Genomic DNA, 25661 nt, shown 5'->3' on the forward strand with positions numbered 1-25661 from the left:
TCGAGCGCAAAGGAGCCTTGCGGCGCCATGTGGAGCGAGTGGTGGAACCGCTTCATCGCCTCTGATCCGGCCCTACGCCGACTGCGCACCGCCACCCGCGTGACGTTCGCGGTCGCGCTCGTCCTGGCGGTCATGCTGCCGGTGCTGTCGTGGTGGGGTCAGCCGATGCCGCTGGCGCTGATCGGCGCCGTGGTGGCGATCAACTCCTCGCTCGGCATCAACGACCCGACCCGGCGGCAGCAGCAGATCACCAACCTGCTGATGCCGTTGCCGACGACCTTCGCGCTGCTCCTGTCGATCCTCACCGCCTCGTGGCCGCTGCTGCACAGCGTGCTGTTCCTCGCGGTGATCTTCACCGCCACCTACATCCGCCGGTTCGGCCCTCGGTACTTCCCGCTGGGCATGGTCGCGTTCATGGGGTACTTCTTCGCGATGTTCCTGCGCCCCCAGCTGCCGCAGCTGCCCGCGCTGATCGCGGCCGTGGTGACCGGGGCGCTGGCGGCGTTCGTGATGCGGTTCCTGGTGTTGCGCGATGACCCCGAAGGCGTGCTCGAACGGGGTCGCCGCACGCTGCTCGCCCAGGTGCACGGGTTGCTGCACGCCGTGCGGGACGTCGCCGAGCACCCCGATTCGGTGCAGCGCCGCCGCGAATTGCACAACCGGTCGATCCGGCTCAACGAGACGTCGCTGATGCTGGAGAACACCGTCGGCCAGCTCGACACCCTCGACGAAGCGGGCCGCGAGCTGCTGCGGCAGCGCATCCTGGACGTCGAGCTCGCCGCCGAGAACCTGCTCACCCCGCTGATGCGGGTCGTCGACCACCCCAGCGGCGGCGGCACCGTGCCGCAGGCGATCGGCGCCCTGCTCGCGGTGCTGCGCACCGAACCGCAGGAGATCCGGGACGCCACCCGGCTGGTCGCCGAGCAGATCGAGCAGCAGGACTCGGTGCAGATCGCGATGGCGGTTCGACGGCTGGGCGCCGGGCTGGCGGACCTGGCCGACGCGACCGGCGAACTCGGCGATCACCAGGCCGCGCCACTCCCGCAACCACGTGCGGAGGTCGCGCCCGAGGCCGACACCGAGACCGGGTTGCAGCGTCCCGAGCTGCGGATGGCCATCCAGGTCACCTGCGCGGCGGCGCTGGCGATCATGCTGGGCCAGCTGGTCTCGCCGAACCGGTGGTACTGGGCGGTCATCACCGCGTTCGTGGTGTTCATCAGCACCAAGAGCCGCGGCGAACTGCTGGTGCGGGCGTGGCAGCGCACCGCGGGCACCATGTTCGGCGTGGTGGCGGGCATCCTGGTCGCCGCGCAGATCTCCGGCAACACCGTCGCCGAGATCGCGACGACCCTGGTCTGCGTGTTCCTGGCCTTCTACTTCGTCGGCTACTCCTACGCGGCGATGACCTTCTTCATCACCACGCTGCTCGGGGCGCTCTACGGCATGCTGGGCACCTTCGACGTGTCCGTGCTGGAGACCCGGCTGTGGGAGACCGCGATCGGTGCGGCGGCCGGCGTGTTGGCCGCGGTGTTCGTGCTGCCCACCCGCACCCGGCTGCTGATGCGCACCAACATCCAGGACTTCCTGTTGTCGCTGCGGGACTTCCTGCGCGGCACGGGCACCGAGATCAGCGACCACGGCGCGGTCACCGGAGCGCAGGAGTCGATGCGGGAGCTCGACGACGGGCTGCAACAGGTGATCAACAGCGCCAAACCGCTGACCAACTACCGGCTGCGGTCCCGGCGCAGCCAGGTCCAGCGGTCGGTGGCGATGCTCAGCGGCACCGCCTACTACGTGCGAAACCTGGCGGTGGCGCTGTCGGCCACTGTGGACATGGTCGACGACGACACCCGGAACCGGTTGGCCGAACTGCTGTGGGCGCTGGCCGATGCGGTGGAGTCGATGACCGACGAGGCCCAGGTGAGCTTCGACGCGGCGATGGCCTCGGCGCACCGCACCGCCGACGCGCTGCACGACATCGCCGAATCCCTGCCGGACGGCCCGACTTCGCTGCACCGCAGCATCCGCTGGCTGGACCGCACCACCCAGATCGTCGAGGACCTCGCCCGCGAACTCGGCGCGGCGCGGGCTGAAACCCAGCCCACCGGTTGAAAATGGTCGGCGCAGGCCGGTTCGCGCACTCGGGTGTCGCCGGGGCGATCCAGCGGATCCGAATTGGACCGCGACGCCGAGTCCGCCGGTTGCTTATCTTCGTGCTGTTCACCAGACAACGTCGAAACCCGAGGTGCCCGCGTTGGATCCGAGTCTCGCCGACGATCTCGCCCGATTTCCGCAGCTGCTCGACGACGCCCGGCGATATGCCGTCGAGGTGCTGTCCGGGGTCGCGGACCGGCCGGTCGCGGTCCCGCCGCAACGGCCGCGACCCGCTCCGCTGCCGGATCGCGGAACCGGGGCCGACGGTGCGCTCAGCCGGTTCCGGGACCGCTGGGCACCGGGCTTCTCGGGCAGCGCGGGACCCCGCTACCTCGGGTTCGTGACCGGCGGCTCGACCCCGGCCTCCGTCACCGGCGACTGGCTGACCAGCACGTTCGACCAGAACGCGGTGATCAATGCCGACTCGACGGCACTGGACCTGGAACGCGAGACGGTCGGCTGGCTGCGCGAACTGTTCGGGCTGAGCGCGGCGCATGAAGGCGCGTTCGTCACCGGCGCGACGATGTCGAACTTCGTCGGCCTGGCCATCGCCCGCGAGTGGGTCGGCGAACAGCTCGGCGTTTCGGTGGCGCAGGACGGCGTCGCAGCACTGGGTGAACTGCCGGTGCTCTCCGGAAGTCCGCACTCCAGCGTCTACAAGGCACTCGCGATGCTCGGCCTGGGGCGCGGTAGCGTTCACGAGGTGGCCACGATGATCGGCCGGGAGGCGGTCGACGTCGATCGGCTCGACGCGGAACTGGCCGCACTGGACGGTCGGCCCACGATCGTGGTGGCCAATGCGGGCACTGTCAACACCGTGGACTTCGACGATCTGCGGGCCATCGCGGCGCTGCGCCAGCGGTATCCGTTCTGGCTGCACGTCGACGCCGCCTTCGGCGGATTCGCGGCGCTGTCCCCGCAGCACGCCGAACTCGTCGCCGGACTCGACGAAGCCGACTCGGTGTGCGTTGACCTGCACAAATGGCTGAACGTGCCGTACGACAGCGCGATCCAGTTCACCCGGCGCCGGGACCTGCAGGTGCGCATCTTCCAGAACGCCGCCGCCTACCTGGGCCTGCCCACCGACGATCCGGACTTCGTGCACCTCACGCCGGAGAGTTCCCGCCGGCTGCGCGCCCTCCCGGCCTGGTTCACGCTCACCGCCTACGGGCGGCAGGGACACCGCGAGATCGTGGAACGCGACGTCGCACTGGCCCGCGAACTCGGTGACCGGATCGCCGAGCTGCCGCACCTGCGGCTGCTGGCCCCGGTGCGCCTCAACGTCGTCTGCTTCACCCTCGCCGAGGACCCCAGCGCGCAACGAGTCGGCGCGCTCGCCCGCGCCGTCGCCGAATCCGGCGAGGCGTTCCTCACCCCAACCGTCTACAGGGGAACGCCGGGGTTGCGCGCGGCGTTCAGCAACTGGCGAACCACCAATTCGGACGTCACGCGCATTGTGGACATTTTGCGGCCACTGTGACGAAGACCGGCGTGAATCCGCCGCTGGGTGCGGTTTTTTCGGGGCTAGGTGGAGTGCCGTCGAGCGATTACGCTGCGGGACAGCCCGATCCCCGCAGGTGAGGAGGCCCCGTGAAACGTTCGATCGCATTAGGTCTCGCCGGAGCCGTCGTGCTCGCCAGCACCGCGGTCACCGGCGCGACCGCCCAGGCCGCACCCGGTCTGCATTTCGGACCGTGTCCGGCCGACATCAGCAAGCCCTACCCGAAAATGCGGTGCGCCAATCTCGAAGTGCCGCTGGACTACCACTCACCCAACGGTGAGAAACTGCAACTGCTGGTTTCCAAGCTGCCCGCCCGCAAACCGGCGGCACGACGAGGTTCGCTGCTGGTCAACCCAGGTGGCCCTGGTGGCGCTGGGATCAGCTTCGCCGGTGACCTCATCGGTCAACTGCCCGCCCAGGTGCTGGACTCCTACGACGTGATCGGGTTCGACACCCGCAACACCGCGCACAGCACCCCGATTACCTGCGTCGATCCGGCGACCTACTGGAAGAACCCGCTACCCGACCCGGACGCCCCGCAGGCCCGCGAGCAGAACTGGCAGCGCGCCCAGGAGTACGCCGACGGCTGCCAGCAGCGGGCCGGGAAGTACCTGCCGTTCCTGAACACGCCGACCAACGCCCAGGACATGGACCGCATCCGGCAGGCGCTCGGCGAGCAGAAGATCAGCTACCTCGGCTACTCCTACGGCACCTACCTGGGCGCGGTGTACGGGCAGCTGTTCCCGCAGCGCGTGGACCGGATGATCCTGGACAGTTCGGTCAACCCGGACACCTCCCAGATCTGGTACCGCGACACCCTCGGTCAGGACGTCTCGGCGCAGCAGCGGCTGGACCAGTACTTCGACTGGATCGCCCAGTACGACCGGGTCTTCCACCTGGGTACCGACCGCGCCCAGGTGCGGGCGGCCTGGGATGCCATCCAGGCCGACTTGCGCAAGGCGCCGCGCGGCCCGCTCGGCCCGGCGGAGTTCGACGAGATCACCTTCAACGCCCTCTACGGCGAGGACGACTGGACTCCGCTGGCCACGGCGATCGCCGACTTCCGCCTCCGCAACGATGACAGCGAACTCATCGACCACGTGTCGACCAAGGACAAGGCCGACGAGAACACCAACGCCGTCTACAACGCCGTGGAGTGCGCGGACGCCTCCTGGCCGACCCGCCGCGAGGACTGGGAGCACGACTCCCAGCAACTGGCCGCGAACAACCCGCTGACCGCCTGGTACAACAGCTGGACCGTCGCGCCCTGCCGGGTCTGGCCCGGCCCTCAGCAGCAGCCGGTGAAGATCACCGGCGCCGGTCTGCCACCGGTGTTGATGTTCAACTCGGTGCACGACGCCGCGACCCCGTACCAGGGCGCACTTGAGATGCACCGATCGCTGCCGTCGTCGGTGCTGGTCACCGAGCAGAACGCGGGCAAACACGGGGTATACGCACTGGCCGGAAACCCCGCAGCCGACCAGATCGGCACCGATTATCTGGTCAACGGCACGATCCCACCCCAAGACCGCAGCATCCCAGGCCACCCCACCCCAGACCCCACCAACCCCCAAACCAACCAAGACAGCCCCTAACAACGCGATCCCAACACCGCGGATTCACGATCGGGTAAGAGTGAAGGGCACCTTTGACCGAGTAAGCCGGTCAAAGGTGCCCTTCACTCATCACTCGAACGGGGTGCTAGAGGACGCCGTGCATGTAGTGCTTGATGCTCTTCGCGGCGATCAGCAGCAGTACCGCGCAGCCGATCGTGGCCACGCCGACGATGCCGAAGTAGATCTGCTGGTTGTCCACCGAGTACAGCTTGACCACCTGCGCGCCCAGGCCCTGGCCCATCGCCGGGGCCAGGAAGTACAGGCCCATCGTCTGCGAGGCGAAGACCTTCGGCGCCAGCTTGGTGCTCACCGACAGGCCGACCGGCGAGAGCATCAGCTCACCCACGGTCATGATCACGAACACCAGGGCGAGCATGACCGGCAGGTGCTGACCGGTGCCGACCAGGGTCTTCGACAGCACCACCCACAGGAACGCGACCCCGACGAAGAACAACCCGCCGACGAACTTCTGCGGGGTCGACGGCTGCCGCGCGCCCAGCTTCATCCACAGCGCCGCCAGCACCGGCGCCAGCACGATGATCGCCAGCGGGTTGATGGACTGGAACCACGACGCCGGGATCACGAAGCCGAAGACGTCCAGGTCGGTGTCCGCTTCGGCGAGGTTGGCCAGCGTGTTCGGCTGCTGCTCGAACAGCAGGAAGAACAACGCGGTCGCCAGGAACAGCGGGATGTAGGCGATCAGCCGATCCCGCTCGATCTTGGTGATCTGCTTGCTGGCCAGCATCACCGCGAAGTAGACGATCGGCAGCACCGCCGAAATGATGCTGATCACGTTGACCAGCCCGCCCAATCCCATCATGCCGCTGACCGACAGGGCGACCAGGACCACCACGAACACCAGGGCGATACCCGCCGCCCGACCCAACACCCGGCCGTGTTGCCCGGCGGGCAGCGGGTTGACCGGCTTGAGCCCGGCCGAGCCCAGGTTCCGACGCCCGAGCACGTACTGGATCAGGCCCAGCGCCATGCCCACGGCGGCGGCCCCGAACCCGAGGTGCCAGTTGACCTTCTCGCCGAGGGTGCCGACCACGAACGGCGCGAAGAACGCCCCGAGGTTGATGCCCATGTAGAAGATCGAGAACCCGGCGTCGCGGCGGGTGTCCTGCTCGCCGTAGAGGCTGCCGAGCATGCCGGAGATGTTCGGTTTCAGCAGGCCGGTACCGACCACCAGCAGCACCAGGCCGAGGACCACGGTGCTGATCCCACCGGGCAGGGCCAGGCTGATGTGGCCGAGCATGATGATGCAGCCGCCGTAGAACACCGCCCACTGGGCACCGATCACCCGGTCGGCCAACCAGCCGCCGAGGATGCCGGTCATGTAGACCGAGGCGCCGTAGACGCCGACCACGGACAGCGCGGTCGACTCGGGGATGCCCAAGCCGCCTTCGGCGACCGCGAAGTACAGGTAGTACCCCAGGATCGCGCGCATGCCGTAGTAGGAGAACCGCTCCCACATCTCGGTGAAGAACAGCGTCAACAAACCGCGGGGATGTCCGAAGAACCCCTTCTGCGGTGCGTCCGCAACCGTGGGTGTACTCACGATCACGTCCTCTCGTACGTGTGACCAGGCGGCGGTAGCCGCTCGCAACAAACCTGCGGCAGGTTACGTCCTGCCGATGTGGCCTAGACCATCGGGTCGCCAACCCGCCGCGGCGCGCCCGACACACCCGTCCCAAACCGGCCACACTGGACGCATCGTCGGCGGATTCGCTGTTGCCGCCTGGGGATCCGTGACCGCAATCACAATGGACATCAGGAGGAATCATGCAGCTGTTGGAGGCGCACCGCAGGGCCATGGCGGAGTTCGACGACCGGGTGCGGCACATCGGTACCGACCAGTGGGACAACGCCACCCCGTGCGCCGAGTGGAGCGTCCGGGATCTGCTCAACCACCTGGTGTCCGAGCAGTTGTGGGCGCCGTGGCTGCTCGACGGCGCCACCCTGGACGAGGTCGGCGATCGCTTCGACGGTGATGTGCTGGGCGCTGATCCGGTTTCCGCCTGGAACGAAGCCGCCGCAGCCGCTCGGCGGGCGTGGGACAAGCCGGGCGCGACCGACGGCGAGGTGAACGTGACCGGCGGCGTGATCCCGACCGAGGACTACGGCTGGCAGATGACCTTGGACCTCGCGGTGCACGCCTGGGACCTGGCCCGCGGCATCGGCGCCGACGACCGGCTGGACCCAGCTCTGGTGGCCGCGGCGCACACGGTGTTCGCGCCGCAGGTACCGGCCTGGCAGGACATGGGGATCTTCGCCCGGCAGCGACCGGTGGCAGCCGACGCCGACGAACAGACCAAGCTGCTGGCGCTGCTCGGACGATCGCGATGAGTCCGTCACCGCTGGCACCCCGGCGGCCGGGATATACTGACGCCGTATTTTTCGGGTTTTCCGATGAGGAGTGACATCTTCGGTGCCTGCGGCACAATCACCTGAAGGCAGTACCGAGCCGGGACATAGTCCCGGCTTTCCGCAAGTCATGACCGGCGCCTCGGGGCGGGGTGGCTGGTGATGGAAGTTCTGCTGGCCGTTCTCGGCCTGCTCTTCGTCGGAGTCCTCACGCTGGGCACCGCTCTCGCGGTCGCCGCGGAGTTCTCCCTGACCTCTCTGGAACGCAGCACGGTCGACGCGCACGTGAGTGCCGTCGGCGACCGGCGCGCCACCGCCGTGCAGCGGGCGCACCGGACGTTGTCGTTCCAGCTCTCCGGCGCCCAGGTCGCGATCACGCTCACCACGCTGATCACCGGTTACGTCGCGGAGCCGCTGATCGGTGACCTGATCGAGCCGGTGCTGACCGCGGTCGGCCTGCCCGGTGAGGCGGCCGAGGCGGTGTCGCTGACGTTGGCGATCCTGCTGGCCACCACGTTGTCGATGGTCTTCGGCGAGATGGTGCCCAAGAACCTGGCCATCGCCCGGCCGCTGTCGACCGCCCGTGCGGTTTCCGGCTACCACGCGCGGTTCTCCCGGGTCTTCCGCTGGCTGATCGACGCGATGAACAACAGCGCCAACTGGGTGGTGCGCCGGTTCGGCATCGAACCCCAGGAAGAGCTGCGTTCGGCGCGCTCCCCCGACGAGCTCGGCTCGATCGTGCGCTCCAGCGCCGAGCACGGGACGCTGGACGAGGCCACCGCCCAGTTGATGGACCGGTCGCTGCGCTTCGGCGACCGCACCGCCGAGGAGCTGATGACCCCTCGGGTGCGAGTGGAATCGCTACCGGCCGAGGCGGGTGTGGTGGACCTGCTCGACATCGCCCGCCGCACCGGGTTCTCCCGGTTCCCGGTGCACGGCGGCGACCTCGACGACGTGCACGGCGTCGTCCACGTCAAGCAGGCCTTCGGCATCCCGGCGGCGGACCGCGAGTCCACCCGGGTCGGGTCGCTGGCCAGGCCGGTGCCTACGGTGCCGGAAACGCTGGACGGCGACGCGCTGCTGAACCGGCTGCGCGGCTCGGGCCTGCAGTTGGCGTTGGTCGTCGACGAGTACGGCGGCACCGCCGGGATCGTGACGTTGGAGGACGTGGTCGAGGAGATCATCGGTGACGTCCGCGACGAACACGACCGCCGGGAGATCGCCGCGGTGCGCCGCCTGAGCGAGGGCACCTGGATCATCTCCGGGTTGCTGCGTCCGGACGAGCTGGCCGAGGCCACCGGATTCGCCACACCCGACGGTGAGTACGAGACCGTCGCCGGTTTCGTGCTGGCCCGACTCGGCCGCATCCCGGAGGTCGGCACCCGCCTCACCTTGGACGACTGGCTGCTGACCGTCGCGCGGATGGACCGCCACCGCATCGCCGAGCTGCGGCTGAGCCGCCAACCGGCGCACGCCGAACCGATGGAGGTGACCCGGTGACCGACGGTCTGGCCATGCTGCTCGGGGTGGTTCTGCTGCTGCTCAACGCGTTTTTCGTGGGTGCGGAGTTCTCCCTGCTGTCCTCCCGCCGCGACCGGCTGGAAGCCCTGCTGGCGCAGGGCGTCGGGCGAGCGAAGACGGTGATCAAGGCGAGTCAGGAGGGCTCGCTGATGCTCACCAGCGCCCAGCTGGGCATCACGCTGTGCTCGCTGGGGCTGGGCCGCCTCGGCGAACCGGCCGTGGCGCACCAGCTGGAGGTGCCGTTCGCCGCCCTGGGCATCCCCGAACCGGTGATGCACGCCGTCGCGTTCGCGATCGCGCTGGCGCTGGTCGTGGTGCTGCACGTGCTCGTCGGCGAGATGGTGCCGAAGAACCTCGCCATCGCCGAACCGGAACGGCTCGCGCTGTGGCTGGTGCCCGCGCTGGTCGGCTTCGTCAAGCTGGCCCGGCCGCTGATCGCGCTGTTCAACATGATGGCCAACGTGGTGCTGCGGCTGCTGAAGGTGGATCCCAAGGACGAACTCGACACCGCCTACACCTCCACCGAGCTGGCCGAACTGCTGGTCGAGTCCCGCCGGGAAGGACTGCTGGAGCACTCCGAGCACCGCAGGCTCGCCCAAACCCTGTCCTCGGTGGAGCACACCGTCGGCGACGTGCTGGTCCCGCTGCCGGATCTGACGACGCTGCCCGGTCGCCCCACCCTGGGCGACGTGGAACGCGTGGTGGCCGACACCGGGTTCTCCCGGTTCCCGGTGCGCGGCGACGACGGCGCTCTGCTGGGCTACCTGCACATCAAGGACGTGCTGGACCAGGCCGGGCACGACCCGTCCACCCCGATCGCGCCCGCGCGGGTGCGACGGCTGCCGACGGTGCCGGTGGACGCCCGGCTGGACGAGGCCATGACGTCGCTGCGGCGCGCCGGAAGCCACCTCGCGGCGGCGGTGGACCCCGCTGGCGCCGCGGTCGGCGTGGTCGCCCTCGAAGACCTCGTCGAGGAATACGTCGGAACCGTCCGAGACGGCACCCACGTGCGCTGAACGCCACCGCATCGCTGTTGGGACCCGTTTCGGTGCCTTCGCGGTTCGGCTGCCGCGGAGGCACCTCAGCGGGTCCCGCCGCACGGCGTGATCACTCGGTCATGAGTGGGCGCTGACGCCGGGTCCTCGGAAAGCTCCCGCAGGGATCGCACCGGCGAGAGGAATACGACGAGCCAGCCCACCGCGAAGGTGGCCGCTGAAATCGACAGCACCGCGCCGGTGCCCGCGAGCTCGCCGAGCACCCCGGCCAAGGCGGATGCGACGGCGAGGGCGCCGGTGAGCAGGAATCGGAACGTCGCGTTCATCCGCCCCATGAGGTGGTCGGGCGTGGCCGACTGCCGCAGGCTCACCGCGAGCACGTTGCCGATGCCGATCTTGACGGTGATCAGCAACCACGCCACGGCCGCCAACCACAGCCAGGAACCCACCGCGACCAGCGGGACGAAGCATCCCGCGCAACCGGACGCGGCCCCGGTCATCCACAACGTGCGGCCGTGGCCGAACCGCTCGCCGAGTGCGCGCGCACCGGCCGCACCGACCAGCGCACCGCAGCCCCCGATGGCCAGGAACAGGCCCAGGACCCATTCGCTGAGCCGGAGTTCCTCGACGAAGACGACCGGTAGCACCGTGAGCGTCAGCGTCATCGCGAAGTTCGTCAGCGCGCCATCGAGTGCCAAGGGGCGCAGCAGCCGATGACCGAGCGCGTGGCGCAGTCCTTCGCGGACATCCGCCCACACCCGCGACGATCGCCGCGCCGTCGCGGTCGGCGGCACTCCCCGGATCCGCCCGAGGACGACGGCCGAACACGCGTAGCTGATCGCGTCGACGGCGATCGTGATCGGTGCGGTGAGCGCGGACACCAGGAATCCACCGACGCTTCGGCCGACGAGCTGGTTCACCCCGCGCATCCCCGTCAGGCGCGCATTGGCGCGCACCAACTGGGCTCGGCTGACGACCGCTGGCAGCAAGCTCTGCGCGGCCACCTCGGAGAACACCGTCGCGACCCCGCTGAACAGCGCGACCGCGTACAGCTGCGGCATCGTCAGCACACCCAGCAGCCAGGCGACGGGAATCGAGGCGAACAGCACGGCACGCACCAGATCCGCGATGATCATCACCGCGCGGCGGGGCAGCCGGTCCACCCAGACTCCGGCTGGCAGCCCGATCACCAGGAACGCGACGGCGCTGAGGGCACCGATCGCACCGACCTGCGCCGGGCCCGCGTGGAGCACGAGGACAGCGGTCAGCGGCAGCGCGATGAAGGTGACTTGGGTACCGAGATCGCTGCCGCCCACAGCGGCGAACAACAGCCGGAAGTTCCTCGGCAGCCCGGCAGAACCGGTGGTTGCGGTGATTTGGTCGTTGCGCACCCGGCCACCATGGTTGCCGCCCAGCCCGGTGACCAGGAATTTAGACTGGGCCGAATCCACCGGCCGAATCCGTCGGGGTGAAGGGGGACATCGGGTGCTCAGGATGACGATGTCCGCCGGTGACCTGGCCCGCGTGCGGTTCGCGTTCTCGCCGCTGTGGGAAGTCGCGGCGAGCGTGCGCGTCCTGAAGGAGCCCGGGTCGAATCCGCTGCACCGGTCGTGGCTGGCCGAGGTCGATCAGCGGTTGCGGCGCAGCACCACCGACCTCTCGCTGCTGTTCGACCTGGTGCCGACCCCGACCAAGTACCTGCCCGGTTTCCTCGCCCCCACGCCGTCCACGCAGCGGCCGACCCTGGCCGCGGAACTCGAAGACCTCCGGGCGGTGCCACCGGATTCAGTGCGGGCGATGATCGAGAACGCCGGTCGGCCCGCATCCGATCCGGTTCGCCGGTTGCACGCCGACCCGGGGCGGGAACTGCACCGGCTGGCCCGGGCGATCGAGCACTACTGGAAACTGGCCGTCGAACCTTGGTGGCCGTCGATGCTCGACCTGCTGGAGCAGGACGCTCGCTACCGCGGCGCACTGCTGGTCGAGGGTGGCACCACCCGGCTGTTCAACGAGCTCAGCCCGATGGTCCGGTGGCGCGACGACGGCCTGCAGGTGACGCACCGGTACCTCTCCGGAACCCAGGTGCTCGACGGTCGCGGTCTCGTGCTGGTGCCGTCGACCTTCCTCTGGCCCACGGTGTTCTCCAAGTTCGATCCGCTGTGGCCCGCGGCGCTGCGCTACCCGTCGCGCGGTGTCGCCGCGCTCTGGACGCCTGAGCGGCGCACCGCCCCCGACGCGCTGGCCGCGGTCATCGGGAAATCCCGGGCGCTGCTGCTGACCGAGCTGTCCTCGCCCAGGTCAACCACCGAGCTGTCCCGCCGGACCCGGATGTCCGCCGGGAACGCCTCGCAACACCTGACCGCCCTCCGCGACGCCGGACTGGTCTCGGTGCGCAGAGTTGGGCGCTACGTGCTCTACGGCCGAACCGCACTGGCCGAGGCGTTGCTCGCCCAGTGCGACTGATCACCGCCGGTAGGTGTTCGGTACCGCGTGCTCGTCGGCCGCCGCTGCGCTGGGCCGGGCGCGGCGGGCCAGCAGGACGAACACCACGACTGCGGACAGCGAGAGGGCGCCCATCACCAGCCCCATCGGCAGCGCGGTGCCCGTACCCGCCACACCTACCAGCGGGGCGGCCAGGCCACCGGCCATGAACTGCATGACGCCCAGCAGCGCCGAGGCGCTTCCGGCGGTCTCCGGGCGCCCGGACAGCGCCAAAGCGGTGGCGTTCGGGAACACCATGCCGATGCTCGATGCCACCAGGAACAGCGCGGGCAGCAGGCCGACCAGCCCGACTCCGGTCACGGCTGAGACGGCCACCGCGACACCGCCGACCGCGTTGATGCCGAGGCCGATGGACAGCAGCCGACGCGGGTCGACGCGGCCGACCAGGCGGCCGTTGAGCTGCCCGACGAGCATGATGCCCAGCGAATTCACCCCGAACACCACGCTGAACAGCTGTGGCGACATGTCGAAGACGTCCTGGAGCACGAACGACGAACCGGAGATGTAGGCGAACATCGCGGCGAACGCCAACGCCGCCGACAACGAGTAGCCGAGGAAGGCCCGATCGCCGAGCAGGCCACCGAAGATCCGCAGCGTGTTGGCCAGGCTGCCGGGCCGCCGCGACTGCTCGGGCAGCGTTTCCCGCACCCCGAGCGCCGTCGTCACCAGCAGCACCACACCGATCGCGCCGAGCACCGCGAAAACCCCTCGCCACGACGTCACCCGGAGCATCTGCCCGCCGACCAGCGGGGCGAGGATCGGCGCCAGCCCGTTGACCAGCATGAGCAGCGAGAAGAACCGGGCCAGCGCGATGCCCGAGTACAGGTCGCGCACCACGGCACGGGCGATGACGATGCCAGCGGCCCCGCCGAGGCCCTGCACCAGCCGCATCCCGACCAGCGCGTACGCCGACGGAGCGAACGCGCACAGCAGCGACCCGAGGGTGAACACCACCAGGCCGACCAGCAGCGGACGACGCCGACCGAAGGTGTCCGACAGCGGACCGGCGACCAGCTGGCCGAGCGCGAGCCCGATCGTGCAGGCCGTCAGCGACAGCTGGACCTGCGACGGCCCGGAATGCAGCTCCGCCGCGATCGTCGGGAAAGCGGGCAGGTACATGTCGATCGACAGCGGCCCGAACGCGGACAACGAGCCGAGGATCAGCACGTACTTCGCCCTGCGCGGTTGGTCCGCCATCGCCCACTCCCGATCATCTGAAACCGTTGGGAACCGTAACTCCACGACGTGCGCCGGTCCCGGACGAGTGACCGATGAATCTCGACCACGGCGGTGGTCTATTCCGGTGGAAGCGATCCACTCCCAGGGAGCTCTCGATGACCGCACTGCCAGACCTCGAACCCGCCACCCGCCAACTCGCGGGCCTGCTGGAGCACATCTCCGACGACCAGCTCACGGCGCCGACGCCGTGCGCCGAGTACACATTGGGCGACCTGTTGGACCACGTCAACGGCCTGACCCTGGCTTTCACCGCCGCGGCCGCGAAGGACTTCCCACTGACCGGGGCAGGGCCATCCGGCGATGCCACCCGGCTGCCCGCCGACTGGCGCACCCGGATCCCCGAGCGGTTGGCCGCGCTCGCGGAGGCGTGGCGGGAGCCCGCGGCCTGGGAAGGCATGACGCAGGCCGGTGGCGTCGAGCTGCCCGGGCCGGTGGCGGGCAGGGTGGCGATGAACGAGATCGTGGTGCACGGCTGGGACATCGCGAAGGCCACAGGCCAGCCGTTCCGGTGCGATCCGGCAGCGACGGCCGCGAGCCTGGAATTCGTGTCGCAGGCAGCGTCGGACGGCTCCGATGGCGGCGGGCTGTTCGGCCCGGCCGTCGAGGTGCCCGCCGACGCCCCGGCGCTGGACCAGCTGATCGGTCTTTCCGGCCGGAATCCCGCCTGGCAGGCGGCGTGACCTCGTGTGCACTTTCCGGCGCCACAGCACCGGAAAGTGCGCACGGCCCAGCTCCAGCACGCAGCGCCGCTGGAACTTCAGCGGACTTCTCCCACGGCGGCTGTTCCGACACCTGGGGCGGCGCTGGTCCGTTGAGTGTTTTACCCTGACACCAAAGGGATATCTTTCAAACTGTCCACACAGGACATACAAAGGCTAACGGCAATCGGTGGGCTTCTCGCGAAGATCGCGTCGCACCCAGCGGACCGCAACGACCGCCAATGCGAACGCCGCGACGGCCTCCACCGACAACCAAATCCACACCACGGTCATCACCGACTCCTCACTCCGGCATGTCGTCCATCGTGGGGCGCCCTGCGGCCGGATACGAGTGGCGCGTTGGCCAACATCCGCAGGAATCCGGCCATGATCGCCTGCCATCGCGCCGCGCGGTCCAGGTGGTGCGGAGCAGGTCAGGGGATCCGGAAGCCGTAAGGGAGTTCGAGGCGGTGGGCGGCCAGCAGTTCGCCGTCGGCGAGGATCTCGGCGGTCGGTCCGTCGGCGACCACCGCGCCGTTGTCGATCAGCACGCTGCGCGGGCACAGCTGCAACGCGTACGGCAGGTCGTGGGTGACCATGAGCATGGTGCCGCCCCAGGCCAACAGGACCTCGGCCAGTTCGCGCCGGGCCACCGGTTCGAGGTTCGACGACGGCTCGTCCAACACCAGCAGCTCCGGCCGGCAGGCCAGCACCGTGGCCAGCGCGACGCGTTTGCGCTGGCCACCGGAGAGGTGCAGCGGCGAGCGGTGCGCGTGCTCGGCCATGCCCACCGCGTCGAGCGCCGAGGAGACCCGTTCCTCCAGCTCCGCACCGCGCACGCCGAAATTCGCCGGGCCGAACGCGACGTCCTCCCGCGCCGTCGGCATGAACAACTGGTCGTCCGGATCCTGGAACACCAAGCCGACTCGACGGCGAACTTCCTTCAGGTTCCGCGAGTCCACCGGCAGGCCGCCGACCTCGATCCGGCCCGATTCCGCTCGCAGCACACCGTTTAGGTGCAAAGTCATGGTGGTCTTGCCCGCCCCGTTGGGTCCCAGCACGGCGACCCGTTCGCCGCGCTCGACGCGCAGATCCACCCCCCGCAGCGCGCGGTGGCCGTCCGGGTAGTGGAAGGCCAGCCCAGACACCACAAGTGCCGGGACGGACTCCGGCACGGCGGCGCGCTCGGACAGCGATTCGCTCAGGCGGTCCACAAGGCAGCTCCCAGGACGACAGCGGCGACCGCCGGTGGCGCCATGCCCAGCCACCACGCCGCCGACGATGTTCGGTGCGACTCCCCCAGCTCCGGCATCGCTCCGCTCCAACCCCGCGACACCATCGCCAGGTGGACCCGTTCGCCGCGCTCGTAGGAGCGGATGAACAGACTCCCCACCCCGCGTGCCGTCGCACCGACCTGCCACAGGAATCGCGGATCGTGACCGCGGCAGATGCGCGCGATCCGCATCCGCTGCGCCTCGGCCACGATCACCTCGGCGTAGCGCAGCATCAACGTGCTGATCGTGATCAACAACCGGGGCGTGCGCAGCCGTTGCAGGCCGACCACGATCTCCCGGGGCGCGGTCGTGGCGGCCAGCAGCAGCGACGTGGCCAGGCCAAAGGTGCCCTTGACGAGGATGTTCCAGCCCGCCAACAAACCCTCGGTGGACAACGCCAACCCGGCCACCTCGGTGGTCGCACCGCCTGCGGTGAACGGCAGCACCACGGCCAGCACCACGAACGGCACCTCGATGAGCAGGCGGCTGGCCAGCCAGCGGGCCGGGATCCGCGCTACCAGCGCAAGACCGAGCAGCAACAGGGCATATCCGCCGAAGGCCCAGAACACCTCGCGGGGTGTGGCGACCACGCACAGCACCACCAGGAAGGCGGCCACGATCTTGACCTCGGGCGGCAGGCGGTGCAGCGCCGAATCGCCGGGCAGGTGCAACGCGCTGGCGTGACCTGCGCCCACGGCTAGTTTCCCCCGGTTCTGCGGCGCAAACCCCAGAACAGGCCACCCGCCGCGGCGAGGGTGACCACGGCGCCGATGACTCCGGCCACCCCGGTCCAGCGGTCGTCACCGCCGACGGTGTAGTCGGCCAGCGGACCGCCGGAAAAGGCGTGCTCCTCGGCGTGCTGCGCGATGCAGCGACCGTCCAACTGCTCGCCCTGCTGGGTCTCGACCACGGTGCAGCCGCGCTGGGTGACCGCGTCCAAGCCGTCCGGATCGGAGTCCGCCAAGTAGGCCACCCCGCCCGCGATGGCCAGCACGACCAGGCCGAAAACCAACAGAAAACGCCAACGCGGCGCGGTCATCGCGCGGTCTCCTCCGTCGTCGAGGCGCTGCGCCATCCGGTGCGCAACAGGTGGATCAGATCCGGTCGGGCGGCGGCGACCGCACCCACCGTCGCGGCCGTGATCGCGCCCTCGCCGAGGCCGATCAGGCAGTGCACCCCCACCACCGCGAGCGCGGCTGTCCCGGTGCCATAACCGGCGGCACCGCCGAGGGCGTATTCGAGGACGAAGCCGAAGGACGCGGCGACGGTGTTCACCCAGGCCGCGACGAAAGCCACCACCAGCAACATGCCCCGGCTGCGCAGCGCGAACTTCCGCAACGCGAGCGCGACGAGGTATCCGACGGCGGTGCCGATCAGCGCCATGTTGGTGATGTTCGCGCCGAGCATGGTCAACCCGCCGTCGGCGAACAGCAGCGCCTGCACCACCAGGACGATCGCCACGCACAGCGCGCCGACCCACGGCCCGGCCAGCAGCGCCGCCAACGCGCCGCCGAGCAGGTGCCCGCTGACACCGGGCAACACCGGGAAGTTGATCATCTGGGCGGCGAAGACGAACGCGGCGACCAGACCGGCCATCGGCGCGGTCCGGTCGTCGAGATCGGCCCGCGCCTTGGCCAGCGCGACCGCCAGCCCAGCGATCGCCACGGCCGCGAACAGCACCGCCGTCGGCGCGTTCAGCAGGCCATCACTCATGTGCATGGCGAGCGTGGTAGTCGGCACGACGCGGTCCCTCTCCTAGCCCGAACAGCTGCGCATTGAGGGTAGTTGCCGATTTGGCGTTATCACCAGTAGCTGGCAAGAGTTCTTGATCGCAATTCTCGGCAGAAAAAAGGTCGACCCGGGCAAAACACCCGGGCCGACGGTCGAGTCGTGGGGTCAGTCGCGAACGGCGAGCGCCAGCTCTCCGTTGGAATCGCGCTCGGCGTCCAGCACCTTGTCGCCGAGCGACGTCGCGACCTGCGGTTCGAGGAACACCCGAACCCCGGATTCCTCGATCACCTCATCGCCGTCCTGCGGCTGTTCGACGATCGACGCCTGCAGGCCCTCTCCGGCCGGCGCGATGCGCAGCCCGGAACCTTCCGGAGAGTCGCCGCCGACGAGGACGAGCTTGATGACCTCGGCGGCACTCTCGCTGATGGTGAGCATGATGCTCCACTCCTCTCGGAGCCGGTCAGATGAAGGGGACACCGTGTCATCCGGGCCTCCGGATGCGCAAACCGAACCCGGTTCGGCGTGTCGCACCCGCCCCAGTAGCCGCAGCGCCCCCGGCCGCCACCGCGACCGGGGGTGCTGCGGGGAGATCAGCCCTGGTAGGCGGTCAGCGGCGGGCAGGAGCAGACCAGGTTGCGGTCGCCGTGGGCGCCGTCGATGCGGCGCACCGGCGGCCACACCTTCACCACATCGGTGCCCAGCGGGTAGGCCGCTTCCGCCCGCGAGTAGGCGTGGTTCCACTCCTTGGCCAGCGAGGCAGCCGTGTGCGGGGCGTGCACCAGCGGGTTGTCGTCGGCGGGCCACTGCCCGGCGACGACCTTGTCGATCTCCGCCCGGATGGCGATCATCGCCTCGCAGAAGCGGTCCAGCTCTGCCAGGTTCTCGCTCTCCGTCGGCTCGACCATCAGCGTGCCGGCCACCGGGAACGACATCGTCGGCGCGTGGATGCCGTAGTCGGCCAGCCGCTTGGCGACGTCGTCGACGGTGATGCCGCTGGTCCTGCTGATCGGCCGCAGATCGAGGATGCACTCGTGCGCCACGAAGCCGCCCTCGCCGGTGTAGAGCACCGGGAAGTAGCTGCCCAGCCGGCGGGCCACGTAGTTGGCGGCGGCCACCGCGGTCAGGGTCGCGCGGCGCAGGCCGTCGGCACCCATCATCCGCACGTAGGCCCAGGAGATCGGCAGGATCGAGGCGCTGCCCCACGGGGCCGCGCTGATCGGGCCGACCCCGGTCGTCGGACCCGCGGCGGGCTGCATCGGGTGGTTCGGCAGGAACGGCGCCAGGTGCTCGCGCACCCCGATCGGGCCGACCCCGGGGCCACCGCCGCCGTGCGGGATGCAGAAGGTCTTGTGCAGGTTCAGGTGTGAGACGTCGGCACCGAACTTGCCCATCCGGGCCAGGCCGATCAGCGCGTTGAGGTTCGCGCCGTCCACGTAGACCTGACCGCCGGCGTCGTGCACCAACCCGCACACCTCGCGCACGGTGTCCTCGTAGACGCCGTGCGTCGACGGGTAGGTGATCATGATCGCGGCGAGGTCGTCGGCGTGCTCGGCGACCAGTTCGCGCAGGTGCGCCATCTCGATGTTGCCCTCGTCGTCGCAGCGCACCACGATCACCCGCATCCCGGCCATCACCGCGCTCGCGGCGTTGGTGCCGTGCGCGCTCGCCGGGATCAGGCAGACGTTCCGGTCGGCGGCACCACGGCTGTGGTGGTAGGCGCGGATCGCCAGCAGACCCGCGAACTCGCCCTGGCTGCCGGCGTTGGGCTGCAGGCTCACCGCGTCGTAACCGGTGATCTCGGCCAGCCAGTTCTCCAGGTCCTTGACGATCGACAGCAACCCGGCGGCGTCCTGGGCGGGCGCGAACGGGTGCAGCGAACCGAATTCCGGCCAGGTGATCGGCTCCATCTCGGCCGTCGCGTTGAGCTTCATGGTGCAGGAGCCCAACGGGATCATGCTGCGGTCCAGCGCAATGTCCTTATCGGACAGTTGCCGCAGGTAGCGCAGCAGCGAGGTCTCGGAGCGATGGGTGTGGAACACCGGGTGGGTCAGGTACTCCGAGGTGCGCCGCAGTGCTGTCGGCAGCGCGTCCGGGGTCTCGGTGTCCAGTTCGTCGACGTCCACATCCGCGATGCCGAACGCCTGCCACACGGTCGCCAGATGGGCCCGCGTGGTGGTCTCGTCGCAGCTGATGCCGACGTGGTCGACGTCCACCCGGCGGAGGTTGACGCCGCGCTGCCGGGCCGCCGCGACGATCTCGTCCGCCCTGCCCGGCACCTTCGTGACGATCGTGTCGAAGAACTCCCGGTGCAGCACCTCGATCCCGCTGCGGCGCAGCTGCTCGGCGAGCACGGCCGCCATCCGGTGCGCGCGGGTCGCGATCGAACGCAGCCCGGCCGGTCCGTGGTACACGGCGTACATCGACGCCACGACCGCCAGCAGCACCTGCGCGGTGCAGATGTTGCTGGTGGCCTTCTCGCGGCGGATGTGCTGTTCGCGGGTTTGCAGCGCCAGCCGGTAGGCCTGGTCGCCGTCGGCGTCGACGCTCACCCCGACCAGTCGGCCCGGCAGCTGCCGCTCAAGTCCCTTGGCCACGGCCATGAATCCGGCGTGCGGACCGCCGAAGCCCATCGGCACCCCGAAGCGCTGGGTGCTCCCGATCACCACGTCGGCGCCGATCTCGCCGGGCGAGCGCAGCAGCGTCAGCGCCAGCAGATCGGCCGCCACGACGACCTTCGCGCCGCGCCGGTGCACTTCGGCGATGATCTCCTCGTGGTCGCGCACCGCGCCAGCGGCGCCCGGATAGGCCAGCAGCACGCCGAAGAACTCGCCCTCCGGCAGCGCCCGCGCCCCCTCGGACAGGTCCGCCACGACGACCTCGATGCCCAGCGGCCGCGCGCGGGTCTCGATCACCGCGATGGTCTGCGGCAGCGTATCGGCGTCCACCACGAACCGCGGCGACTTCGACCGGCCCGCGCGGCGCACCAGCGTCATGCCCTCGGCCGCCGCGGTCGACTCGTCGAGCATCGAGGCGTTGGCCACCGGCGCCCCGGCCAGGTCGGCGACCATGGTCTGGAAGTTCAGCAGCGCTTCGAGGCGCCCCTGCGAGATCTCCGGCTGGTACGGGGTGTACGCGGTGTACCAGGCGGGGCTTTCCAGCACGTTGCGCAGGATCACCGGCGGGGTGATGGTGGCGTAGTAGCCCAGCCCGATCATCTCGGTGTGCGGGTGGCAGTGGTGCGCCAGGTCGCGCAGCTCGGCCAGCGCGTCGGCTTCGGTGGCCGGTTCGGGCAGCGCCAGCTCCAGGTCGCCTTCCCGGATCGCCTCCGGCACGGCGCGCTGCCCCAGCTCCTCCAGCGAACCGACCCCGATCACGTCGAGCATGTGCGCCAACTCGGCGGGCATCGGTCCGACGTGCCGATCGGCGAACGGCGTGCCGTGCTCCAGCGCGGCCAGTGGGATGCGGTCGTGGGTCACGTCGGTCATCGCCAAACCTCAATCATCACGGCGGACAAAGGGCGGCAGGCAGTGCAGGCCACGTGAGCGACGATCGCCTTGCTGCTCAGGTGACCGACCGGGCGCGGATGTCCCGCAAGACCCAGCTGGAACTGCGCTGCTCTCCCCCTCTGTCACTGTCCGCGCAGCGGACGCCTGAGAGCTTCACCCGGAGCACCGGGCTTGCACCGTCGGCGGAGTGCACCACGGCTGCGGTGCGCTCTCTTTCCAGAGGCATCTCGCCCGTGCGGTCCAGGTGGCCTGAGAGGTTGTCGGGGAGAGTTGCTCCTTCGGCGCCAGCCACGACCGAAGCCGGACCGGACTCTCCCGCACGGGGTCGGCGATGTGCCGCAGCCTACCGGATCAGGCGGCCGCAGCGGACCGCCGATGTCACCAGCCGCACATGGTTCGCCCGATTCAGCCGGTCTCGGCCTGCCGGTCGCGCCGCCGCCGGGACAACTCGTCGTCCACCGACTCCGCCAGCTCGCCACCGTCGGCCCGTTCGGCCGGGAACTCGTGGATCGTGCCGCTGATCTCGCGCATCGCACCGCTGACGGCGATGCCGAACACCCCTTGGCCACCCTGCAACAGGTCGACCACCTCCTCGGCAGAGGTGCACTCGTAGACCGTCGTCCCGTCGCTGAACAGCGTCAGCCGCGCCAGGTCCTGCACGCCTCGGTTGCGCAGGTGCTCCACCGCGACCCGGATGTTGTGCAGCGACACCCCGGTGTCCAGCAGTCGCTTGACCACCTTGAGCACCAGGATGTCCTTGAACGAGTACAACCGCTGCGAGCCAGAACCGGCGGCACCGCGGATGGACGGTCCGACCAGCTTGGTGCGCGCCCAGTAGTCCAACTGGCGGTAGGTGATACCGGCGATCTGGCAGGCCGCCGGGCCCCGGTAGCCGACCAGTTCGTCCGGCAGTGAGGCGTCGGGGAACAGTTCGCCCTGCTCAGCGGCAGCATCCCGGTTGGACGCTTCCTCGACCACGCCTGCCTCCCCTCGTCCGGCACGAAGCCGACGACGACGATCACCAGCACCCGAACCATCCCGGTCCAGGGCCGCGAACACCGCCCACCGGTCGAACGCATCGGCCGAATCACCGGCTGAATCACACCGGGGCAATTCGCGTATCTCGACGGTATGCCTGCCCCGCGGGGAGGTCAACGCGACGCGCCCGGACGACCCGGCCCCTGCCCGCGGTGCGCGGGCAGGGGCCGGGATGCTGTCGTCGGGCCGATCGGCGGGGTCAGGTGTCCGCGCCGCGGAAGTCCTCCGGCGATACCGAGTCCAGGAACTCGCGGAACTTCTCGACCTCGTCCTCTTGCTCGTCCGGGATGATCAGCCCCGCCTCGTCCAACACCGATTCGTCGGCGTGGATCGGCACCCCGATGCGCAGCGCCAGCGCCACCGAGTCGCTCGGCCGTGCCGAAACCCGCACATCCCCGTCGAACACCAGCTCGGCGAAGAAGGTGCCGTCCTGCAGGTCGGTGATCCGCACCTGTTCCAGGTCGCGCCCGAGGGCACCGATGACGTCCTTCAGCAGGTCGTGGGTAAGTGGTCTTTGCGGCCGCACACCCTGCTGCTCAAGGGCGATGGCCGTCGCCTCGACCGAGCCGATCCAGATCGGCAGGTAACGCTCGCCGTGCGCCTCGCGCAACAGCAGAATCGGCTGGTTTGCTGGTAGTTCCACTCGCACGCCGACGACGCGCATCTCGCTGCTCATCGTCACATCGCCTCCTCCAGCGCGCCGAAGCGTGACATCCCCGTCGAGGATCGCGCACCGACGCCTCCGACGCTACCCGCGATACGGCGGACACGCCCATCCCTTTGGCGGTCTGGTCGACCACCGATTCTCGCGGCCTTCCTGCCGGTGCATCTGGCCCGAAACCGCTGGCTGAGCTCTTCATCGAGCATTACCCAGCACGATACACCGCCCACCGGCCCATCGGACCGGTGCAAAAAGCCGCATTGACGTAGAAACCGGTTGCGACGCCGGGAAATTCCCAGCGCGCGGACATCGCGCGCCCGGCCCGCGGACCCGGGACGCGCCAGCGGGGCGACGCCACCTCGGCGCCGCCCCGCTGGCGGGTCGCAAAGTCGAATGCCGGGGCCTCAGCGGCCGCCCGGTCCCCCGTCGATCGGGCCGGTCAGGAACACCAGCCGGAACTTCCCGATCTGCACCTCATCGCCGTTGGCCAGCACCGAGGTGTCCACCGGCTCCCGGTTGACGTAGGTGCCGTTGAGGCTGCCGACGTCGACGACCACGAAGTCGTTGCCCTCGCGCCGGAACTCGGCGTGCCGACGGGAAACCGTGACGTCGTCGAGGAAGATGTCGCTGTCCGGGTGACGTCCCGCGCTGGTGGTCTCCCGGTCCAGCAGAAATCGCGAACCCGCGTTCGGGCCACGCTTGACCACCAGCAGGGCGGACCCGGCGGGCAGCGCATCGACCCCGGATGCGGCGGCAGGCTCCGGGGGCGCACTCTCGGTGCTTTCCGGCTCCGAGAGGAAGGGCCTGAAGACCGAGGTGGTCTCCGGTGACTGCTCCGGCGGAACATCGCCGAAGCCGCTGTTTTGGCTCACCTGAGCTCTCCTCTACGCGGATAGATCGTGCCAAGTATGTGCCCAACGTACCGTGCTGCGACAGGCACGGAACGCGCGACTCCCGACATCTTCTCCGCGGCCACCGACACGAAGACGATCATGCCTGGTCGATCAGCTTCTGGTAGCCCGCGGCGTCGAGCAGCCCGGTCAGTTGGGCCGGGTCGGCGAGCTTGAGCTCGACCATCCAGCCGTCGCCCAGCGGCGCCGAATTGACCAGCTCGGGCTCGTCCGCCAACTGCTCGTTGCGGGCCACCACCTCACCGGTGACCGGGGCGTAGATGTCGGAGACGCTCTTGGTCGACTCCACCTCGCCCAGCGCGTCACCCGCGGCGACCTGCTGACCGAGCTCGGGGAGCTGCACGAACACCACGTCACCCAACTGCTGCTGCGCGTAGTCGGTGATCCCGATGCGCACCGTGTCCTCCGCAGTGCGCTGAACCCACTCGTGCTCTTCGGTGTACTTGATCTCGTCCGGGGCCGCCACGTGGTCCCGCCTCCCTGGTCCGCTGGTGCAGTGGATCACCGGCCGCGATGGTGCGCGTGATCGGTTCGGCGAGCGTATTTGCCGTGCTGGCCGGGCCGCAAGGCGACCCCGGGATGTCGACTAGATCGATTTGGACCTGGCCTGGCGCACCGCCGCGACGACCTGCCCGAGGTAGAGGATGCCCGCCCACAGGTAGAGCGCCCCGCCCCAGCAGGTGAACGCGTATGCGATCGGGCGCACGATGTCGGACAGCGGGAAGTCCTCCTGCACCAGCAACAACAGCGGGAACGCGTACATCAGGCAGAAGGTGGCGGCCTTGCCGAGGTAGTGCACGTCGGGCGGTTCGTAGCCGTGCCAGCGCAGCACCGGCAGGCACAGGGTCAGCACCACGTCGCGGATCACCAGCGCGGCGGCGACCCACCAGGGCACCACGTCGCGCAGCACGAAGGCCACCAGCGTCGCGACTATGTAGAGGCGGTCGGCGGCCGGGTCGAGCAGTTCGCCGATGCGGCTGTACTGGTTGAGCCAGCGGGCGAGCTTGCCGTCGAGCCAGTCGGTGATGCCGCTGACCACGAGCACCAGCAGGGCGAGCAGGTCGGCTCGCGGGCCGAGCAGCAGCCAGAGGAACACCGGCACACCGGCCAGCCGGATCACGCTGAGCAGGTTCGGCAGTGTCCACCATGGATCGGCCCACACGCCGGCGGCGGCCTCCCGGATCCGGGCGAGGCCGGGATCCGGGGCCCGGTCCGGGCCCGGCGGTTCGGGACGCTGCACGGGGTCCTCGCCCGCGGGGCCGGGGTTCACGTCGCGGTCCCCGCTCGTGGTGTTGTCCGTGGTGCGCTCAGCGTCCTGCACCACGAGCCTCCCCTGAATGGTTGTGCGTTGCTACCCCGCTTCGGGCGCACACCCGGTGCGTCCCTACTGGATCAGGGTCTCACATTCCTGGCACAACACACTTGGCGGCTGGGCTCCCACGGAGCCGGTCGATCGGGCTGGCTTCGCGTGGGTGGGAGCCGCGCAGTCGCGGATCGGGGTCAGGCCCGCGTATGGCTCCAGCCGCGCCGTCGGAGGTCGGCGTCGGTGAGGAACCGGGCCCGGCCGCGATCGTCCACACCCGCCCAGCGAGCCCCGGTGACACCTTCGAGCACGTACGAATGGCCGCCGCTCCACACCACGCTGCACGGCGTGGTGGGCAACTCGGTGGTCGACCTGGCTCCGCTCGGATCGACCTCGTCGGCAGAGACCTGGGCGGCGGATGCCTTGGGCGGCAGGGCCGGTTCCGTGCTCATCGTTCGTAGCACCTCCGATTTCGTTGTCGGCACAATGCCTCCTGGTGTTAGCCCGATCTTCGACTCCGGATCGATTGTGTGCGGTCGAGCACGCTCTGTCGCGGCGACTTGGCCCCGCAGCGCCAAATGGACACGTTGCGTCGCCGAACTGCGAGCGGATATCGGCCCGGCGCTCAGTGCTGCCGAAGATCA

At 69.6% G+C, this 25661-nt stretch carries 23 protein-coding genes and 2 riboswitches; of the genes, 8 read left to right on the forward strand and 15 right to left on the reverse strand.

Annotation, left to right across the window (positions count from 1 at the left end):
- Positions 1 to 27 precede the first annotated feature (27 nt).
- From ACTWQN_RS14480 to ACTWQN_RS14490, 3 genes are all read left to right on the forward strand, one after another.
- Complete coding sequence (locus ACTWQN_RS14480; protein ID WP_443203966.1) at positions 28 to 2112, forward strand: FUSC family protein; 2085 nt, start codon at positions 28 to 30, stop codon at positions 2110 to 2112.
- A 142-nt stretch (positions 2113 to 2254) separates the two neighbouring features.
- Positions 2255 to 3634: a pyridoxal phosphate-dependent decarboxylase family protein gene (locus ACTWQN_RS14485; RefSeq protein ID WP_443203967.1), complete on the forward strand. Its 1380-nt coding sequence runs from the start codon at positions 2255 to 2257 to the stop codon at positions 3632 to 3634.
- Between the two features lie 110 nt (positions 3635 to 3744).
- Complete coding sequence (locus ACTWQN_RS14490; RefSeq protein WP_443203968.1) at positions 3745 to 5250, forward strand: alpha/beta hydrolase; 1506 nt, start codon at positions 3745 to 3747, stop codon at positions 5248 to 5250.
- A 106-nt stretch (positions 5251 to 5356) separates the two neighbouring features.
- On the opposite strand, the gene ACTWQN_RS14495 is transcribed toward ACTWQN_RS14490, so the two are convergent.
- Entirely contained in the window at positions 5357 to 6832 is a 1476-nt protein-coding gene (locus ACTWQN_RS14495) for a peptide MFS transporter (protein ID WP_443203969.1), read from the reverse strand.
- Positions 6833 to 7056: 224 nt separating this feature from the next.
- Here ACTWQN_RS14495 and ACTWQN_RS14500 point away from each other — a divergent pair, with 224 nt between their 5' ends.
- The 3 genes from ACTWQN_RS14500 to ACTWQN_RS14510 all read left to right on the forward strand — a co-directional run bounded on the left by ACTWQN_RS14500 (position 7057) and on the right by ACTWQN_RS14510 (position 10175).
- Entirely contained in the window at positions 7057 to 7620 is a 564-nt protein-coding gene (locus tag ACTWQN_RS14500) for a TIGR03086 family metal-binding protein (RefSeq protein ID WP_443203970.1), read from the forward strand.
- A gap of 180 nt (positions 7621 to 7800) precedes the next feature.
- Positions 7801 to 9138 (forward strand): hemolysin family protein, encoded by a 1338-nt coding sequence (locus ACTWQN_RS14505; protein WP_443204054.1) that lies wholly within the window; start codon positions 7801 to 7803, stop codon positions 9136 to 9138.
- Positions 9135 to 10175: a hemolysin family protein gene (locus ACTWQN_RS14510; RefSeq protein ID WP_443203971.1), complete on the forward strand. Its 1041-nt coding sequence runs from the start codon at positions 9135 to 9137 to the stop codon at positions 10173 to 10175. Before ACTWQN_RS14505 ends, ACTWQN_RS14510 begins: the two co-directional genes overlap by 4 nt.
- A 65-nt stretch (positions 10176 to 10240) precedes the next feature.
- On the opposite strand, the gene ACTWQN_RS14515 is transcribed toward ACTWQN_RS14510, so the two are convergent.
- Positions 10241 to 11605 (reverse strand): MFS transporter, encoded by a 1365-nt coding sequence (locus tag ACTWQN_RS14515; protein WP_443203972.1) that lies wholly within the window; start codon positions 11603 to 11605, stop codon positions 10241 to 10243.
- Between the two features lie 43 nt (positions 11606 to 11648).
- Between ACTWQN_RS14515 and ACTWQN_RS14520 the strand changes: the two genes are divergently transcribed.
- Entirely contained in the window at positions 11649 to 12617 is a 969-nt protein-coding gene (locus tag ACTWQN_RS14520) for an ArsR/SmtB family transcription factor (RefSeq protein WP_443203973.1), read from the forward strand.
- Here the strand turns inward: ACTWQN_RS14520 and ACTWQN_RS14525 are convergent, their stop codons facing one another.
- The gene (locus ACTWQN_RS14525; protein ID WP_443203974.1) at positions 12618 to 13853 is read right to left on the reverse strand and encodes a Bcr/CflA family multidrug efflux MFS transporter; all 1236 of its coding nucleotides are present in this window, start codon (positions 13851 to 13853) and stop codon (positions 12618 to 12620) included.
- A gap of 137 nt (positions 13854 to 13990) precedes the next feature.
- On the opposite strand from ACTWQN_RS14525, the gene ACTWQN_RS14530 reads away from it, so the two are divergent.
- A complete protein-coding gene (locus tag ACTWQN_RS14530; RefSeq protein ID WP_443203975.1) occupies positions 13991 to 14575 on the forward strand; it encodes a TIGR03086 family metal-binding protein in 585 nt (194 codons plus the stop codon).
- Between the two features lie 452 nt (positions 14576 to 15027).
- Here the strand turns inward: ACTWQN_RS14530 and ACTWQN_RS14535 are convergent, their stop codons facing one another.
- The 12 genes from ACTWQN_RS14535 to ACTWQN_RS14590 form a co-directional block, all read right to left on the reverse strand.
- Positions 15028 to 15807 (reverse strand): energy-coupling factor ABC transporter ATP-binding protein, encoded by a 780-nt coding sequence (locus ACTWQN_RS14535; RefSeq protein WP_443203976.1) that lies wholly within the window; start codon positions 15805 to 15807, stop codon positions 15028 to 15030.
- Positions 15795 to 16562 (reverse strand): cobalt ECF transporter T component CbiQ, encoded by a 768-nt coding sequence (gene cbiQ / locus ACTWQN_RS14540; RefSeq protein ID WP_443203977.1) that lies wholly within the window; start codon positions 16560 to 16562, stop codon positions 15795 to 15797. The genes ACTWQN_RS14535 and cbiQ overlap by 13 nt, the downstream gene beginning before the upstream one ends.
- A 2-nt stretch (positions 16563 to 16564) precedes the next feature.
- Entirely contained in the window at positions 16565 to 16906 is a 342-nt protein-coding gene (locus tag ACTWQN_RS14545) for a PDGLE domain-containing protein (RefSeq protein ID WP_443203978.1), read from the reverse strand.
- Entirely contained in the window at positions 16903 to 17586 is a 684-nt protein-coding gene (locus ACTWQN_RS14550; protein WP_443204055.1) for an energy-coupling factor ABC transporter permease, read from the reverse strand. The genes ACTWQN_RS14545 and ACTWQN_RS14550 overlap by 4 nt, the downstream gene beginning before the upstream one ends.
- Before the next feature lie 177 nt (positions 17587 to 17763).
- A complete protein-coding gene (locus ACTWQN_RS14555) occupies positions 17764 to 18033 on the reverse strand; it encodes a HesB/YadR/YfhF-family protein (RefSeq protein WP_443203979.1) in 270 nt (89 codons plus the stop codon).
- A 155-nt stretch (positions 18034 to 18188) separates the two neighbouring features.
- Positions 18189 to 21083 (reverse strand): aminomethyl-transferring glycine dehydrogenase, encoded by a 2895-nt coding sequence (gcvP, locus tag ACTWQN_RS14560; RefSeq protein ID WP_443203980.1) that lies wholly within the window; start codon positions 21081 to 21083, stop codon positions 18189 to 18191.
- Positions 21084 to 21213: 130 nt separating this feature from the next.
- Positions 21214 to 21330: riboswitch (glycine riboswitch) on the reverse strand.
- Positions 21331 to 21432, reverse strand: a riboswitch (glycine riboswitch).
- 77 nt (positions 21433 to 21509) lie between these two features.
- Positions 21510 to 22082 carry a MerR family transcriptional regulator gene (locus ACTWQN_RS14565; protein ID WP_443203981.1) on the reverse strand — a complete coding sequence of 191 codons (573 nt, stop codon included), beginning with the start codon at positions 22080 to 22082 and terminating at the stop codon, positions 21510 to 21512.
- A gap of 259 nt (positions 22083 to 22341) precedes the next feature.
- Positions 22342 to 22818: a bifunctional nuclease family protein gene (locus ACTWQN_RS14570; RefSeq protein WP_029534961.1), complete on the reverse strand. Its 477-nt coding sequence runs from the start codon at positions 22816 to 22818 to the stop codon at positions 22342 to 22344.
- Between the two features lie 389 nt (positions 22819 to 23207).
- The gene (gene garA / locus ACTWQN_RS14575) at positions 23208 to 23675 is read right to left on the reverse strand and encodes a glycogen accumulation regulator GarA (protein WP_443203982.1); all 468 of its coding nucleotides are present in this window, start codon (positions 23673 to 23675) and stop codon (positions 23208 to 23210) included.
- A 118-nt stretch (positions 23676 to 23793) separates the two neighbouring features.
- Positions 23794 to 24180 carry a glycine cleavage system protein GcvH gene (gcvH, locus tag ACTWQN_RS14580; RefSeq protein ID WP_443203983.1) on the reverse strand — a complete coding sequence of 129 codons (387 nt, stop codon included), beginning with the start codon at positions 24178 to 24180 and terminating at the stop codon, positions 23794 to 23796.
- Positions 24181 to 24300: 120 nt separating this feature from the next.
- Positions 24301 to 24897: a cardiolipin synthase ClsA gene (gene clsA / locus ACTWQN_RS14585; protein ID WP_443204056.1), complete on the reverse strand. Its 597-nt coding sequence runs from the start codon at positions 24895 to 24897 to the stop codon at positions 24301 to 24303.
- 317 nt (positions 24898 to 25214) lie between these two features.
- A complete protein-coding gene (locus ACTWQN_RS14590; protein ID WP_443203984.1) occupies positions 25215 to 25469 on the reverse strand; it encodes a hypothetical protein in 255 nt (84 codons plus the stop codon).
- Positions 25470 to 25661 lie beyond the last annotated feature (192 nt).

The organism is Saccharopolyspora antiqui (assembly GCF_052246905.1).
GTDB lineage: Bacteria > Actinomycetota > Actinomycetes > Mycobacteriales > Pseudonocardiaceae > Saccharopolyspora.

Excerpts from the sequence above, each read along its gene's own strand:
- ACTWQN_RS14480 (WP_443203966.1), top strand. The coding sequence starts at position 28 with ATGTGGAGCGAGTGGTGGAACCGCTTCATCGCCTCTGATCCGGCCCTA.
- ACTWQN_RS14500 (WP_443203970.1), top strand. The coding sequence starts at position 7,057 with ATGCAGCTGTTGGAGGCGCACCGCAGGGCCATGGCGGAGTTCGACGAC.
- ACTWQN_RS14505 (WP_443204054.1), top strand. The coding sequence starts at position 7,801 with ATGGAAGTTCTGCTGGCCGTTCTCGGCCTGCTCTTCGTCGGAGTCCTC.
- ACTWQN_RS14520 (WP_443203973.1), top strand. The coding sequence starts at position 11,649 with ATGACGATGTCCGCCGGTGACCTGGCCCGCGTGCGGTTCGCGTTCTCG.
- ACTWQN_RS14525 (WP_443203974.1), bottom strand. The coding sequence starts at position 13,853 with ATGGCGGACCAACCGCGCAGGGCGAAGTACGTGCTGATCCTCGGCTCG.
- ACTWQN_RS14530 (WP_443203975.1), top strand. The coding sequence starts at position 13,991 with ATGACCGCACTGCCAGACCTCGAACCCGCCACCCGCCAACTCGCGGGC.
- ACTWQN_RS14545 (WP_443203978.1), bottom strand. The coding sequence starts at position 16,906 with ATGACCGCGCCGCGTTGGCGTTTTCTGTTGGTTTTCGGCCTGGTCGTG.
- ACTWQN_RS14550 (WP_443204055.1), bottom strand. The coding sequence starts at position 17,586 with ATGCACATGAGTGATGGCCTGCTGAACGCGCCGACGGCGGTGCTGTTC.
- ACTWQN_RS14555 (WP_443203979.1), bottom strand. The coding sequence starts at position 18,033 with ATGCTCACCATCAGCGAGAGTGCCGCCGAGGTCATCAAGCTCGTCCTC.
- gcvP (WP_443203980.1), bottom strand. The coding sequence starts at position 21,083 with ATGACCGACGTGACCCACGACCGCATCCCACTGGCCGCGCTGGAGCAC.
- ACTWQN_RS14570 (WP_029534961.1), bottom strand. The coding sequence starts at position 22,818 with ATGAGCAGCGAGATGCGCGTCGTCGGCGTGCGAGTGGAACTACCAGCA.
- ACTWQN_RS14590 (WP_443203984.1), bottom strand. The coding sequence starts at position 25,469 with ATGAGCACGGAACCGGCCCTGCCGCCCAAGGCATCCGCCGCCCAGGTC.